Origin of the sequence: Halobellus marinus (genome assembly GCF_032113415.1) — an archaeon.
In the GTDB taxonomy this organism is placed as follows: domain Archaea; phylum Halobacteriota; class Halobacteria; order Halobacteriales; family Haloferacaceae; genus Haloquadratum; species Haloquadratum marinus.
Window position 1 is genome coordinate 3,205,574 of record NZ_CP134946.1, and the last position, 14,603, is coordinate 3,220,176.

General features: G+C 64.3%; 15 protein-coding genes, 1 tRNA gene and 1 pseudogene. 8 read left to right on the forward strand and 9 right to left on the reverse strand.

Going from position 1 to position 14,603, the window contains the following annotated elements; genetic code table 11:
- Positions 1–92: 92 nt before the first annotated feature.
- Together RJT37_RS15865 and RJT37_RS15870 are read right to left on the reverse strand one after the other, a co-directional pair.
- Positions 93–236, reverse strand: a complete 144-nt coding sequence (locus RJT37_RS15865; protein WP_313690067.1) for a hypothetical protein — start codon at positions 234–236, stop codon at positions 93–95.
- Complete coding sequence (locus RJT37_RS15870) at positions 233–415, reverse strand: hypothetical protein (protein ID WP_313685974.1); 183 nt, start codon at positions 413–415, stop codon at positions 233–235. Before RJT37_RS15870 ends, RJT37_RS15865 begins: the two co-directional genes overlap by 4 nt.
- Positions 416–633: 218 nt before the next feature.
- Between RJT37_RS15870 and RJT37_RS15875 the strand changes: the two genes are divergently transcribed.
- The 3 genes from RJT37_RS15875 to RJT37_RS15885 all read left to right on the forward strand — a co-directional run bounded on the left by RJT37_RS15875 (position 634) and on the right by RJT37_RS15885 (position 3,280).
- Positions 634–966, forward strand: a complete 333-nt coding sequence (locus tag RJT37_RS15875) for a DUF8134 family protein (protein ID WP_313685976.1) — start codon at positions 634–636, stop codon at positions 964–966.
- A gap of 68 nt (positions 967–1,034) precedes the next feature.
- Complete coding sequence (locus RJT37_RS15880) at positions 1,035–2,828, forward strand: nitrite/sulfite reductase (protein WP_313685978.1); 1,794 nt, start codon at positions 1,035–1,037, stop codon at positions 2,826–2,828.
- 152 nt (positions 2,829–2,980) lie between these two features.
- A complete protein-coding gene (locus RJT37_RS15885) occupies positions 2,981–3,280 on the forward strand; it encodes a DUF6360 family protein (RefSeq protein WP_313685980.1) in 300 nt (99 codons plus the stop codon).
- A gap of 44 nt (positions 3,281–3,324) precedes the next feature.
- On the opposite strand, the gene RJT37_RS15890 is transcribed toward RJT37_RS15885, so the two are convergent.
- Positions 3,325–5,181, reverse strand: coding sequence for an SLC13 family permease (locus RJT37_RS15890; RefSeq protein WP_313685982.1), 1,857 nt, complete (start codon positions 5,179–5,181; stop codon positions 3,325–3,327).
- A 58-nt stretch (positions 5,182–5,239) separates the two neighbouring features.
- Between RJT37_RS15890 and RJT37_RS15895 the strand changes: the two are divergent.
- Positions 5,240–5,627: pseudogene (locus RJT37_RS15895) on the forward strand (heavy metal translocating P-type ATPase); the annotation flags it as partial.
- A 119-nt stretch (positions 5,628–5,746) separates the two neighbouring features.
- Positions 5,747–6,649, forward strand: a complete 903-nt coding sequence (locus tag RJT37_RS15900) for an acyltransferase (RefSeq protein ID WP_313685983.1) — start codon at positions 5,747–5,749, stop codon at positions 6,647–6,649.
- A 30-nt stretch (positions 6,650–6,679) separates the two neighbouring features.
- On the opposite strand, the gene RJT37_RS15905 is transcribed toward RJT37_RS15900, so the two are convergent.
- From RJT37_RS15905 to RJT37_RS15915, 3 genes are all read right to left on the reverse strand, one after another.
- The gene (locus RJT37_RS15905) at positions 6,680–7,405 is read right to left on the reverse strand and encodes a CPBP family intramembrane glutamic endopeptidase (protein WP_313685984.1); all 726 of its coding nucleotides are present in this window, start codon (positions 7,403–7,405) and stop codon (positions 6,680–6,682) included.
- Between the two features lie 229 nt (positions 7,406–7,634).
- Positions 7,635–7,705 (reverse strand) — tRNA-Gly (locus RJT37_RS15910).
- A 91-nt stretch (positions 7,706–7,796) separates the two neighbouring features.
- A complete protein-coding gene (locus RJT37_RS15915) occupies positions 7,797–8,864 on the reverse strand; it encodes a sensor histidine kinase (protein WP_313685986.1) in 1,068 nt (355 codons plus the stop codon).
- Between the two features lie 243 nt (positions 8,865–9,107).
- Between RJT37_RS15915 and RJT37_RS15920 the strand changes: the two genes are divergently transcribed.
- Positions 9,108–9,464, forward strand: coding sequence for a response regulator (locus RJT37_RS15920; RefSeq protein ID WP_313685988.1), 357 nt, complete (start codon positions 9,108–9,110; stop codon positions 9,462–9,464).
- Between the two features lie 139 nt (positions 9,465–9,603).
- On the opposite strand, the gene RJT37_RS15925 is transcribed toward RJT37_RS15920, so the two are convergent.
- Positions 9,604–10,167: a response regulator gene (locus RJT37_RS15925; RefSeq protein WP_313685990.1), complete on the reverse strand. Its 564-nt coding sequence runs from the start codon at positions 10,165–10,167 to the stop codon at positions 9,604–9,606.
- A gap of 156 nt (positions 10,168–10,323) precedes the next feature.
- Positions 10,324–11,853, reverse strand: coding sequence for a hypothetical protein (locus tag RJT37_RS15930; protein ID WP_313685992.1), 1,530 nt, complete (start codon positions 11,851–11,853; stop codon positions 10,324–10,326).
- Positions 11,854–12,262: 409 nt separating this feature from the next.
- On the opposite strand from RJT37_RS15930, the gene RJT37_RS15935 reads away from it, so the two are divergent.
- Positions 12,263–13,075 carry a DUF7504 family protein gene (locus RJT37_RS15935; protein ID WP_313685994.1) on the forward strand — a complete coding sequence of 271 codons (813 nt, stop codon included), beginning with the start codon at positions 12,263–12,265 and terminating at the stop codon, positions 13,073–13,075.
- Positions 13,076–13,117: 42 nt separating this feature from the next.
- On the opposite strand, the gene RJT37_RS15940 is transcribed toward RJT37_RS15935, so the two are convergent.
- Positions 13,118–13,672 (reverse strand): DUF7344 domain-containing protein, encoded by a 555-nt coding sequence (locus RJT37_RS15940; protein ID WP_313685996.1) that lies wholly within the window; start codon positions 13,670–13,672, stop codon positions 13,118–13,120.
- Between the two features lie 344 nt (positions 13,673–14,016).
- Here RJT37_RS15940 and RJT37_RS15945 point away from each other — a divergent pair, with 344 nt between their 5' ends.
- The gene (locus tag RJT37_RS15945; RefSeq protein WP_313685998.1) at positions 14,017–14,565 is read left to right on the forward strand and encodes a hypothetical protein; all 549 of its coding nucleotides are present in this window, start codon (positions 14,017–14,019) and stop codon (positions 14,563–14,565) included.
- Positions 14,566–14,603 lie beyond the last annotated feature (38 nt).

Sequence of the window (14,603 nt, forward strand, 5' to 3'; positions counted from 1 at the left end):
TAACGGGGCTGCGATTAAAAGGCTCTCCCCCTCGTGCGCCCGCAGCGAGAAGCCCAGCCGGCTCCCCGTACGGTCGGCGCAAAGTCGCGGAACTACTCCTCGCGGCTGTCCGAGAGGTGCTCCCAGATTTCCGTGCAGCCGGCGCCGTCAGAGAGATCCTTGAGATGACTGTACTCGTCGTCGTCCGACTCCTCGGTCGCGTCGTCGTCAGACTCCAGTCCCATCGTCTGGCTCATCGGTACTCCGTCGCGGTGTCTCGCGTCGTTGCACTGTCCGCCGTCGGATCGCCTGTCACTGTGTCGCTCGTCGTCGGCTGGTACAACTCCGGCGCGACGTCGGCCGGTGCGTGCTGTCGCACCCCGCCCGCGTCGCCGTCGATAGCGGCGTCGTCCTCAGTCGAGACCGTATCACTCATCGAACAGCCGTACGGACCCGTCCCGTAAAAGGGGCGCTTCCGGAGTAATTCGGACCACTACTCCCGGATACCGGAACGTTGTTCCGGCTCCTACGACGAGGTGATTCGCCGATGATCGCACGACAGCGGTCGGATCTTCCCCACAGCCGACGTCAGCGACAGCGTCGCGGTTTGTGACCGCCGTCAGAGACGGGGTCACGGGGCCCGTACGGTCGGGTGTGACGACTCGACTCCGCATCCTCGACGACGGCGCGTGGCTCTCTGTCGACGACGAACGCCGTGTGAGCGTGAGCGAACTCTGGCGGCTCGACTCCGAGCGGTTCTGCGACTGCGACCTCGCGGATATGGTGGTCGAGAACTTCCTCGAGGTCGGGGTCGACGGCCGAACCGTCGAAGTGCGCGTCTACGGCCAGTGTATCGTCTGCGGGGCGAAATCGACGACTGGGTGGGTCCCGGTCGGCCGGATCGTCGACGGCGAGTTCGTCGATCTCGACCGCGAGGGCGTCCTCCGTGCACGCCCCGACGACGAACCGGCAAAAGACTCCGATTAGCGGGAGCAGCGGGAAGGGTTGACGCCACGAGTTCCTCTTTGAAGGTGGGGGTACTGTATCGGACAACGATGCCATCGGACGTCGAAAACTGGAAATCGGAGGTCTACGGGAACGAGATCCGGGACCACCTGTTTAGATTCGCGGAGGAAGGCTTCGAGACGATCCCCGACGACGAGCGCGACGCGTGGTTCGAGCGCTTCAAGTGGTGGGGGCTGTACCACCAGCGGAACGGGCAGGAAGGCTACTTTATGATGCGGATCGGGACGCCGAACGGCGTGCTCGAACCCGGCCAACTGCGCGTCGTCGGCGAGATTGCCGACGAATACGCACGCGGCCCGGGCACGAACCCGATCTTCGGCGACGCCTACGCCGACTTCACGACCCGGCAGGCGATCCAGCTGCACTGGATCGAACTCTCGGACGTGCCGGACATCTTCGAGAAACTCGAGGAGAACGGCCTCTCGACACAGCAGGCGTGTGGCGACTCCTGGCGGAACATCGTCGGCAACCCCGTCGCCGGCAAAGACGCACAGGAAGTCATCGACGCCTGGCCGGTCATCCGCGACCTCAACGAGACGTTCAAAGGCAACGACGACCACTCGAACCTCCCGCGGAAGTGGAAGGTCTCGGTCACCGGCTCCGCCGACGGTTCCGGGCAGGGCGACATCAACGACCTCGCTTTCGAGCCCGCGTACAAGGAGGTCGACGCCGTCGAGGGGACCTCGACGAGCAGCCGGACGCAGTCCGGCGACGGAGAGGACGTCGTCGGCTTCAACGTCCGCGTCGGCGGCGGCCTCGCCCGCAACGAGCCGCGCTTCGCCCGCGACATCGACGTGTGGACCCGGCCCGAGAACGTCGCCGCCGTCGCGGACGGCCTCTCTGCGCTCTTCCGGGACTACGGCGACCGCGAGGACCGCTACAACGCCCGCATCAAGTTCCTGGTCGACGAGTGGGGCGCCGAGAAGGTCCGAGAGACGCTCCAGGAGGAGTACGTCGACTTCGACCTCCACACTGCCGGCCGTGACGTCCGCGAGGAGTACACCTACAACACCGGCGAGGGCGAACGCAACGACCTGATCGGCGTCCACGAGCAGAAGGACGGGAAAAACTTCGTCGGCCTGAACGTCCTGGTCGGCCGGATGGGCGCCGCGGATGTCCTCGAACTCGCCGACCTCGCCGAGGAGTACGGCTCCGGCGAGGTTCGGCTCTCCCAGCGGCAGAACGTCATCGTCACCGACGTGCCCGACTCGGAACTCGACGACTTCCTCGCCGAGGATCTGCTCGAACACTACTCCCCGGACCCCTCGCCGTTTATGCGCGGCTCGGTCGCCTGTACGGGTACGGAGTTCTGTTCGCTGTCGATCGTCGAGACGAAGAACCGCCAGGTGCGCTACGCGCGCTGGCTGAAGGAGAACGTCGATCTGCCCGCGGACGTCGACCAGTTCCACGTCCACCTCTCCGGCTGCACCGCCTCGTGTGCCCAGCCGCAGATCGCCGACGTGAGTCTCCGCGGGATGAAGACCCGCAAGGACGGCGACGCGGTCGAGGCCCTCGACGTGGGACTCGGCGGCGGCCTCGGAGACGAACCGCAGTTCGCCCGCTGGGTCACCCAGCGCGTCCCCGTCGACGAGGTCCCCGGCGCGCTCGCGAACCTGATCGAGCACTTCGCGGCCGAGCGCGAGGACGGTGAATCCTTCCGCGCGTTCGTCGCCCGCCACGACGACGAGGAACTCGCAGAAGTCATCGAACCCGAGGAGACCGACTACGAGGATCCGATGATGCACAACACCAAGATGACCTGGTATCCCTACGCCGAGGAGGACGGGATGGACGCACAGCCGCCGGCGCCCGCTGACGACTGATCGGACCGTCCTCGGCTCTTCGAACGCGTGACGGCATTCAGCCCTCCGAGGTGCAGGGCCTCCCAAAGCGCTCGGCCCTCCGAACGCTGCGCTGACTCCCTCCCACCGACCGGAGCGGCAGCGACTTACGGATACGCCACCCAATATAACCGATGCCGAACCGACTGCTCAAGGTAAACGCCTACACGACGCTTGATCTCGTTGACGCCACGGCACGCAGTCACGACTTCGAGGACTCCGCGGTCGCAGTGCTGAACGTCACGTCACCGCGCGAGAATCCCGACCACGTCGAGCTCCAACTGGAACTCGACAACACGCAACTGGAGTCGCTGCCGGCCCACGCCGACGAGGTGACGCTCTCGCCCGACGAGGCGCGAACGGTCGCCGATGCGCTGCAGTCCCACGCCGACAAGGTCGAAGCCGCGAGTGACGGTGACGACAGAGCGGAGTGACGGCAGCCATCGATCGGGTGCCGAATGCGTCGCCGACGATCCGGCTACAGCCCCCACATCGTAGCGACGCCGACCGTCGTCACGACGGCCAGGAGCACCTGCAGCGGTCCGCCGACTCTGAGGAAGTCCGCGAACTCGTAGCCGCCCGGACCGTAGACCATCAGGTTGGTCTGATAGCCGATGGGCGTCGCAAAGGACGTCGCGGCGGCGAACATCGCCGCGAGGAGGAACGAAAACTCGTTGGCGCCGAGGCGAGCGGCGGCGTCGACGGCGACCGGGATCGCGAGCACGATGGTCGCGACTGGCGTGATGACGCTCGCGAGCACGCCGACAGCCAGATAGAGCACGAACACGACGCCCACGAGCGGGAGGACCTCACCGGCCGCGACGAGCAACTCCGCGAGCAACGCCGCACCGCCGGTCTCGTCTAAGGCGAGTCCGAGCGGGATGACGCCCGCGAGCAGGAAGACGATGTTCCAGGAGACGGCGTCGTAGGCGTCGGCGGTGGTGAGACAGCCCGTCACGACCATCACGACGACGCCCGCGAGGGCAGCGATCACGACCGGCAGGAGATCGAGCGCCGCGGCCGCGACGACGCCGAGCAGGATCCCGACCGCGAGCGGCGCCTTCGACGATATCGGAGGCAGAGCCCCGTCGGCGTCGCCACTATCGCTATCGCCAGCCGATCCCGCGGCGGCGCCGTCGTCGACGACGACGAGTTTCCCCGTATCGCGGAAGTACCCGATCGACGACGGCGTCGTCCGGACGAGCAGCAGATCGCCGGCGCGGAGCGTCCGATCGTCGAGGTCGGTGCGCAACAGTTCGCCCCCGCGCCGGACCGCCAGCACGGTCGTCGCGTGATATTTACGGAGGCCGGTCTCGGCCACTCTCTCGCCGACGTACGGGGAGTCATCGGGGACGAGCGCCCGCGCCAGGGTGCCGTCGGTCGCGGTCGCCTCGAACGTATCCTCCGTGACGGACTTCCGGAGGAGGTGGCTCACGTCCGCCGTCTCCCGGAAGCGGTTTACCGCCTGCAGCGAGCCGTGGACGACGAGGACGTCCTCGGCTTCGATCGGCGTGTCCGCTCCCGGCCCTGCGAGCGCGTCGCCGTCCCGGCGGAGCTGAAGCAATCTGATCTCCGCCTGAGCCTCGTCGAATACGTCCAGCGGCGTCCCGACCGCGGGCGACTCCGAACGGACGCGCACCATCGCGAGATGGTCCGACAGATCGAACTCCGCGACGCGGTCGGCGTCGGCCGGAATCCGGGCGGGCGTGAGCCACCGGCCGACCGTCAGGAGGTACGCGGTACCGACGACGAGCAACACGGCGCCGAGGGCGGTGAACTCGAACATCCCGATCCCGTCGCGGCCGTCGATGAGTCGGCGGGCAAAGTCGCTGGCGAGGAGGTTGGTCGACGTCCCCACGAGCGTGAGCGTCCCGCCGAGGATCGCCGCGTAGGACAGCGGCAACAGGAGCTTCGAGGGGCTGGTGTTCGATCGCTTCGCTAAGTCCGTGATCATCGGGATGAAGACGGCGACGACCGGGGTGTTGTTGATGAATCCGGCGATCGGCCCGGTCGTGCCGACCGTCGCAAGCAGCGCCCGGAACTCGTCGCCGCGCGTGAACGCCGCCAGATAGACGCCGAGGCGGTCGATCAGCCCCGTTTCCTGGACCCCGGCACTCAGCATATACATCGCGATGATCGTCACCGTCGCGGGGTTTGCGAACCCGGAGATGGCGCCGCGGGCGCCGACACCGGTCCACGGTTCGAGAACGACGAGGATGGCCATCAACGCGATCGCCGTGACGTCGTTCGGAACGACCTCCGTGACGAACGCGACGAGCGCGAGGACGACCAAGGCGAAGACGACGGCGACGCCGGGCACCTCGACAAGCGGCATACTCTCTCCGAGTGTCTTGCATCGGGGTATACATTACGGGGCATCGAACGGGGCGAGCAGTGGGCACACCGTGCCGGGCGAGAGTCGCAGGGAGCGCATCGGCGGCGAGGTCCTGGGCTCGACGGTGAACAAAACGGCGTACTCGCCGTCCAGGCGACGAGGGTCGGGGCGGATACGTCGATCCAGCAGACCGTTCAGACGGTCAAGGAAGCCCAGTCCCGGCAGCCGGAGATCCAGACCCTCGCCGACCGGACCTCGGCGTACTTCGTCCACGCGGTCATCGTCAACGCCGTGCTGTGGACGACCTCTGGGGCCTCTCCCCCGAGGCACTCGCAGGGTTCGTCGGGACGCTCTCCCTGTGGGGCGTCGTCGCGGGCGGTCCGGCCGCGGCCGGCGGCGCCGTCTCTCTGTTCGAGTTCGCAGTGCTGGGTTCCTTTGCGGCGGTGACAGATAGCGAGGCTGTGTCCGTCCCGACGCTTGACGGAATTTTCGCCGCCCCGACGCGGTCTGTCGACCGCAGTACACAACCGAACGGATATGCCGCCGGAGTCCGAACCCGGCGCCGATGACAAAAGTCAACGTCTCCCTTCCTCCGGAGGCGGAAGCGAACGTGGATGCGTTCATCGAGGAGGTCGACGACCGACTCGCCTCCGACGAGGACACCTGCCGCGTCGTCACGGAGACGCTCGTCGACTTACACGGCGACCGTGAAGCGTACGAGCGCTGGCAGGCGGGCGAGGACATATCTCCGGCCGAACGCGTCCGCCTGCAGGGATACGACCCCTGCAACGCGACGCTCGAATCCGAGTACTACGCCGAGAAGGACGAAGAGCGTTTCCAGCGCTCGAAGTATCTCCAGTGGCTCTGGCGACAGTTCGACGCGACGCCGATGGCCGACAACGTCGCCTTTGCGCTCCGCTTCCGGCAGATGCTCGCCACTCACCTCTTTGCGGACTGCGGCGACGACTGTCGGTTCTTCAAGGGGATCACCTTCACGTACGGCCACAACATCTCTGTCGGCGACAACGTCGTGATCCACGACGACGTCCACCTGGACGACCGCGGCAAGCTCACCATCGGCGACCGGGCTTCCATCTCCGACAACGCCCACATCTACAGCCACGATCACGACGTCGTCGATCAGACCGCGGTCGAAAACTACCACACCATCGTCGGCGACGACGCCCGGGTCACCTACGACGCGATGGTCCGCGCCGGGTGTCGGATCGGCGAGAACGCCGTCGTCGGTGCCCGGTCGGTCGTGCAGGGCGACGTCCCGGACCACCACATCGCGGCGGGCATCCCCGCCAAGAGCCTGAAGGTCAAACCGGGCTGGGAGTCGGTCGCGGCGCCGGTCGAGGATTCGCTCCCGAAGCGACAGTCCGAGCGCCGGATCGACTACGATCTGCCGGCGGATCTCGACGTCTTCGACGAGTTCCAGCGGGACCTGGCGCCGCCCGGAGAGTGAGTCGCCGTCGTTGGTCGCTGATAGACCGAATTAGAGCGCGTACAGCGACGGCACCATCGACAGCGCCACGAGCAGTTCCGCGGCGTTGTTGAACGCGTGCATCAGCCACGCGCCGGCGAGGTTGTCGAAGCGAAACCGGAGCCACGTCAGGAGGGCGCCGAGCAGCACGGCGTTGACGACGCCGCCGACGCCCGCGGTGAAGACGTGTATCGCGGCGAAGACGAGGAGCGATCCCGCGGCAACGACCGCCGTGTCGACGCCGCGTTCCAGCAGGATCCCCACGAGCAGCCCGCGGAAGAGCAGTTCCTCGGCGAACGGGGCGACGATCACGGCGCCGAAGAACAGCGAACCGATCCCGATCGGCCCGGAGACCTCCGGGACCGTATAGCGCGCCACGCCGACCGCGTCGGCGAGGAGTGTTGTCGCGGGCCAGCCGACGAGAATGCCCACTGCGGTCGCCGCGATGCCGACCGCGATCTCGCGGCTCGACGGCCTCCGGAAGAGCGCGGCCGCCTTCCAGACGTCTGTCGGCACCCGCCGGTAGAGGAGAGCGACGACGACGACGTTCGCGACGCCGTAGGCGAGCGTCGGGAACTGCGGCGGGAAGCCGGGGGCGTCGCCGCCGGCCGCGACGTACCCGATCGTGATCACGAGCGCCGTGAGGGCTACGGGGGCCAGCGGGAGGAGCAGCCAGCGGGCGGGGAGGGCAGCGAACGGGGCAGCGGTCCGTTCGAGGCGGGCCGTCGAAACCACCATACTGGGCCACTTCGCAGTCCGACGGTGAAATTATCACCGATCTATCAGACCGCCGGCCGGGGTCAGGCCCACGCGAGCGTGCCGACGGTGTCTCACGTGGAACTCACCGACGGGTGTGGCCGTTGACGAGAAGAGGAGTGCCCTATCTGAAAACTGCACCACGGTCGCTCCGCTCCCTGATTCGATTCCCGGTAGTCGCGATGGCCGCCTCACTGTGCTCGGCCGAAAATGCGCCAGCCGAGAATTGAACCCGGGCTAGTGGCTTGGGAAGCCACTGTCCTACCACTGGACCACTGGCGCGCTAGCACCCCGCCCGTGCTGCTTCGGCGGGCCGCTGTGTACGTAATGAACACCAGTCCGCTGGTATAAAAGGTTCGGAGCGGACCGGCGTCTAGTCGTCGGGTGTTTCGACTCCGCGAATCTCGAATCTCGCCCCGCCGTCGTCGTTTTCTCCGACCGTGATCTCCCACTCGTGACGCTGGACGACCCGCCTGACGATACTGAGTCCGAACCCCAGGTTCTCTGGCGCGGTCGAGTACCCGGATTCGAACACCTGCTCGCGATCGGCGTCCGGGATCCCGGGGCCGTCGTCCTCGACGTAAAACCCCGCCCCGGTCTCGAGTACCCCGACCCGGACCGTGACCTCGTCGCCCCCGTGCTCGATCGCGTTCCGAAACACGTTCTCGAAGAGGTGCTGGAGCGCGTCGCTGTCGGCACAGATCGTTTGTGTGCCTTCTCTCTGGAGCGTCGCGTCGGCCGACTCGATCATCTCCCACGACCTCTCGGCGACCGCGGCGAGATCCACCGGCCCGGTCTCACTGATCGGGCGACTCGCCCGCGCGAGGGTCAGCGTTCGCTCGATAATCGTCGACATCCGATCGTGCGCCCGTTCGATGGTGTCGATCCGTGGGCTCTCGCAGTCCTCACGCAGCAGTTCGAGATTACCCTGCGCGACGTGGAGGGGGTTCTGCAGGTCGTGAGAGACGATCCGGGTGAACTCCTCGAGATTGTCCCTCTCCCGTTCGGCTTGTTGCCGTTGCTTGCGCGCCTTTTCGGCCTCGATGCCCCGCAAAATTGCCTGTGCCTGAAGAATCCCCATCAGGAGCCCCGCACCGCCACCGATCGCAGCGCTCCACCGGACTGTCCCGACGACGAGTATCGTCGAGAGAGGCTGTATCTGGATGTTGACGACCAACACTAGGAGAATCATCCCGATCGTTCCGCCGACCCACCAGCGACCCACCTGGTCGTACCGCTCGGATGGCAACTCGCTGTCGGCGAGCCAGTATCCGCCGTACACGAGGCCGATCACGAACGGAACCGAGGTGAGGATCCCGATGGGGAATCCACTGTACGGCATCCCCGAGACGGACACGTACACGAACAGTTCCCCGACGAGGGTGAGACTCAGGAGGGCTCCCGTCCCCGCGATGGCGTACGGCCACCTCTCTGTCGACATCCTACTCACTGTTTTCATCGGGTTGACCGACAGCAGTGTCCTGCTCGCCAGTTGGCCCCGATAGCCTCTGTAACTTTGTTGGCGTTCGGAAAAAGCGTTGTGTGGCTACCGTCTGTCACCGTCTCGCACGTCCGGCAACGAATCGTGAAGGATACACGTGCCGAACGTATAGGACGAGTCACATTCCAGAGAGTCCCGCAGCAAATGCGCGCTCGCTGCCGCATTCGCTCACACCAGCTACATATGGCATCCATCTTACTCGTCGAAGATACGGACGTGCAGGCGACGCTGTTACGCAACTACGTCCAGAAGGAACACACGATCGTCGGGACAGTGTGCGGCGCCGACGACGCGGTCGAACTCGCACGCGAGACGAACCCCGACGTCGTCGTGATGGATCTCAATCTGGCGGAGGGCAATGGCATCGACGCGACTGAGTCGATCAAATCACTCGACACCACTATTTCGGTCATCGTCAGTACCGTCTATGTCAGTAACGAGGTGAAGATGCGCGCGGTCGAAGCCGGCGCCGATGCGTATCTCTTCAAACCGTATAGCCGGCAAGACCTGCTAGAAACGATCGAAGAGACGATAGCATAGCACCGGAGCGGTGTTCTGATCTCGATTACGCTCACTGTTTCCCGCCGAGTGCCGTCCACGGGGGTGGCGCTCGGCGGAAAAAAACGGGAGTGATCGTGACGAATCTTTCGATCGGCTGCAGCGACGGCGACACCACCCGTCACGCATCCAGGCGGTGGAACAGCGCCTCGAAGTCCTCGTCGTCGAGTTCGGTGATGTGTTCTTCCGACTGTTTCCGGAGGCGCTCGATGTCCTCCTCCAGTTTTCGATACTGCTCGTTCGATTCGAGTTCGAACTGTGGCTTCTGGGAGGAAAGCGTTTCGCGTTTCGAGAGTTTGGCGAAGAACTCCTGTAGCGTCTCGGTGTACTCGGAGCGCCGCAGGAGACAGTCGACGACCGTCGTGAGTTCCTCCGCGGAGATCGGTTTCGTCACGTAGGCGTCGAAGCCCATCTCTAGGATGTCGAAGTCGGGATCGACTGCCGTGATCATCGCCACGGGGCACTCGGGGTGGCGCTCGCGGATCTCCTCGAGCACCGCGTTCCCGGAGAGCCCCGGCATCCGGCGATCCAGAAGCACCACGTCGATCGAGTCGTGGACGTTCTCGATCGCCTCGGAGCCGCTGTGGGCTGTTTCGACGGTGTGCTTCGCCGAGAGCCACGAAGCGTACAGATCTGCGAGATCCGCTTCGTCGTCTACGACCAGTACGTGTGATTGATTGTCCATACGACCCCAACAGTGTGAGATTAGTTGACCGCCGAAAGAATAAATCTGGCCTTCGGGTCGGCCGTCGTCCCACAGGCGGACCTTCCGACGTCGGCCTCTCTCGCGGGTGATACCTCTCCTAAGGACTTTGCGCCCGCTGATCGGCCCCAGTCAGAATCACTCACGTCGCCGCGAGTTTCCGTCTGCGGAGTCCGTTTTTTGCTCTTCCTGTCGCACCCACTCTCCGAGGTTGTCGAAGGTAGACTCCACGTCGCTGTCGTCCCTTTCGCGATCCATCGGCTCGCGGTTGCCGTCCGCTGAGAACGACTGCGCGTCGTCGCGATTCCCGGATCGGTCGGCGGTTTCTTCCGGTGGTGAGTTTTCGATCGCATCGGTGAACTCGAAGGGGGTATCTTCCGTCGGACTCTCCTCCGGTTCGTTCGATCCGTACTCGCGGGAAGCGGACGACGACGCGTCGCGATCGATTGCTGCTCCCGGGGAACTGTCCTGCTCTGTCTTCGGCCGGTCGGTAGTTCCGAAGTCTCCGCCGCCATTCTCGGTCGATTCCCCACCGACGGGCTCTTTCTCGAACGCGTCGGCCTGAGTGGTTCGGTCTGAGTCGGCCGATCGAGCGTCGGGGTCCTGTCCGGGTCCTGCTTGAGAGGGAGACGATGCCGTGGTGTGCTCTGCCGGCTCGATCCCGGCGCCGGCTCTCGTACTCCCGTGTGCGTCGGATCCGGCGCCGTTTCCTTTTGTCGTCACGACGGCTTCGGAGAAGAACAGCCACTTGTCGCGCTCTTCGATCCCAGTCAGAATGCTTTCACAGTTCGGACAGTAGGGCCGCGACAGCAGATCGAGATCGACTGTCTCGGCACACGACTCACATTCGCCGGCGTGTACACCCGCCGCTGCGGCATCACGTTTGAGCGAATCCAGTACATCGCGCTCCCAGCGGAGCCGTGAGAGTGCGTCCCCGTAGTGTGAGTCCGCACTCTCGATGTCGGTTTCCAGTTCGTCGGTCCGGGAGATAAGGTACTCGAGAACTGTCTCTAGATTGTCGAATTCCGTGTCCAGCCACGAACGGATCTGGTCTTGCTCGGCCGTTAATTTCTGCTGTGCCGTGGCACGCGTGTCCTTTTCGCGGCTGAGTTCAGCCTCCAGGTCGTCGATGTCCTCTGCAAGCGAGTCGTAGTCGTCGGTTACTGACTCGCGTGTCGAATCCAGTTCCGTCGCCAGTCCGTCGAGCTCAGCTTCTATCTCGGAGATCCGTTCGACTACCGCTTCTGCGACCGCATCCAGCGATTGCCCGCGCTCGACTTCCGATTCGAGCGTCGACTCTAGTTCGTCGACCCGGTCTTGGAGTTCATCGAGACGGTCGACGATGGCTTCGTGGCCGCGGTCTGTTTCCGCGGCGTCGTCGGACGGTATTTCGTTCGGCTCCCGACGATCGGCGTCCGTCCCCTCAGATCCGATGTCTGTCGGCAGCGGGGTCGAACTCTCCGACTGGGACGGATCGAACGGCGGATCGGTGCTTCCGGTGTTCTCAAGCAGTTGCGTCATCTCGGTGAGCGTCCAGTACGAAGAGATCAACTGCTCGAAGAGCTCCTCCCGGGAGAGCCCCTGCGTTGCGGCCTGCTGCTCGAGCCACTCGTCGAAGGACTCCTCTTCGAACGGATCGCCGCCCGGGTCCGGAAACTCTTCCGACATCTCGATATTGTTCGGTGAGTGAAACTAAAGATTGTACGAGTAAAAGCTTTGTTACCGCTCCTGTTTGCCAAGTTTCGGCACTTCGGCGCATTGGGTCCCGATGTCTCTGTAGATTGATACCAAGGTGCCACCGATGACTCCGCTCCGGAGAGACGGCGGCGCGTTGGACGCCCTGCCCGCTCTCTGCAGCCGTCGATACAAATTCCGGTATATTTATTCGCTATCCAACGTATTCCTCGGTATCCCCGGAGGGATCGCAGCGCCTCTTCCGTCGGCGTTTGCCCCGACGCCGACGCGACACTGTGCGATCGACTCACGGGACGTGCGGGACAGAAAGAGCAGTCCGTTGCCGTGCGCTCTTCGACGGACTCACTCCCGATGCAGGGCCCCCTGACCCAGGAACACAGCAATGAACGGCACTGACGACTTGCAACCCGACGATGAGGCCGACGACGGGGAATCTCTCTCTGCCTCCCTGGAAGACCTCGCGAATTCGGTCCGGGAGCGACAGGGCAAGAAGCGACGCTCGGATGACAAAGGGCGACGCGAGGATAATTCCTTCGAGTGGGTCAACGTCCCGGAGCAGGAGGAGACACAAACGACCGACAGCATCCCCTTCGAGACGATCGACGACGCCTCCGACGTCCTGGTGCTCGGCCCGGTCCAGGGGGCCGACTGCGACCGAAACTGTACAGCGCTTCTGTCGTACGCCGTTCCGGACCGGACGAACATCCTCGCGGTTACGGTCACGCGCTCCGCGAACGACTGGCTCTCGATGTGGCAGCGGTACAGTTCCGGGTCGCCCGCCAGTATGGTCGTCGTTTCTCTGGGTGAGGAGACTGGTGGTGCGCCCGCCTCGACGACCATCTCGACCCAGAGCGGGCCGGAGCAAATCACGATCGAGACCGTCTCGGACCCCTCGGATCTCACCCGCCTCGGAATCACGCTCAGTCGGCTTATCTCCGATATCTCGACGGAAGAGGAGCGAACGGCAGTCTGTGTCCACTCGTTGACCGCGCTGCTTCAGTACGTCGAACCGCGCCGTCTGTTTCGGTTTCTGCACATCTTCCGGGGGAAACTGTCGTCGGTCGACGCGATGGCACACTACCATATGGACCCCGACGCGCACGACAAACAGACCGTGGGCGTGTTCAGATCGCTGTTCGACACCGTCGTCCGGATCACCGACGACGGCGACCTCGAAATCGTCTCCGCGCCGTGAACCGCCTCGGCCTGCCCCGCCTGTAACCTGCGTCGGATTCACTCACTCCGCGAGTTCCGGCGGCGGCCCGTCGTCACCGATGTGCATCTGTCGGCTGTAGTAGAACTGGACGAACGCCGACACGCCGAACGTCACGAGCACGACCGCACCCCAGGCCAGGTCGGGAAGCATCGTAAACGGACGGATCTCCAACCACGCGAGCAGCAGGATCGCGGCGTTTGCGACCGCTAGCCCGGCGTAATAGAGGCTCCAGGGGACGCTTTCTTCGGGGACGACTTCCAGGTAGAGATCGATATCCCGCATCGACTCCGAGAGGGTGACTGTTCCGTCGTCATCGTCGTACTCGACCAGTCCGTTGTCGTCCATCGTCTGCAGGTGAGACTGGTAGAACGCGATATAGACCCGTTTTCGCTCCTGGGAGGTGAGTTCCTCGATCTCCTTTTCGTTCTCCCAGGCGGCCACCTGTTCGGCCAGCTCCTGCACGGAAACAGGTTCGCCGCGCTGTTTGAGGTAATGCAGCGCGTACCGGCGTCGCGTCTGTGAGAGCGCATCGTAGAGGACGTCGTTCGATAAAGACTCGGTTTCGCTCTCGGACACCTCGGTAGCCATCTGTTAACTGTAACAAATGACTTGACCGACTGATTCGGCGTAAAGTTGTCGCTTGTCTCGACCAACGGTTGTCGTCCCTTTCGTCGAGTGCTGTAGCGATGGTGGGCTAAATCGCTGGTTAAGAGCTTCAATGTCCACTACTTCTCGACTTCAGAACCGGATCCTACAAGAGGCTTGGATACGAACGGACAGTTAGGAGAGGCTTATCGACGGTCGTTGCGGGGGCCACAACCCGACTGCTCCGCTCGGCGGCGTTCGATCGAGGCGGGTACGCGTCCCCAACACCGTCGATCCGTATCGTTCAGACGAGCGCACGGCGGCCTCACACGACTATGGGACGCAAAACACGGCTGTTCGGACTCCTCGCTATCTTCGCGGCGGTCAGCCTCGTGACCGCGACCGGCGCGTTCACCTCTGTCGAAGCGTCCCGGACGGCGACAGTGAACGTCGCGGGCGACGGCAGCGCCCTGCTCGCGATGGACCCCGCTGAGGGGCCGAACGGCGACGAGTACGCCCGCATCTCGAACGGCGAACTTGAAATTAACCTCGCCGGCTACACCTCCAGCGCCACCGGGGTCAATCCCAACGCGACGACGGACGTACAGTCGGTGTTCGTCATCACGAATCAGGGAAGCCAGGAGGTCGAGGTGAGTATCAACGACAGTGGTGATAATCCGGACGTGGTGACGTTCTACAACGCGTCTGACCAGACCCCTTCAGCATCCGACGGAGGACTCGAACCCGACGAGGGCGGAACGGCATATACGCTGACCCCCGGCGAGTCGGTGACGGTCAGCATCAAGGTCGATACGACCAACATCGGCGCGAACGAAAACCTGATCCGACAGATCACCGTCACCGCGCAGGCGACGACCAACTAACTTCGACTCGCTTTCCAAGCCGCTTTCCCAGTTTGTAT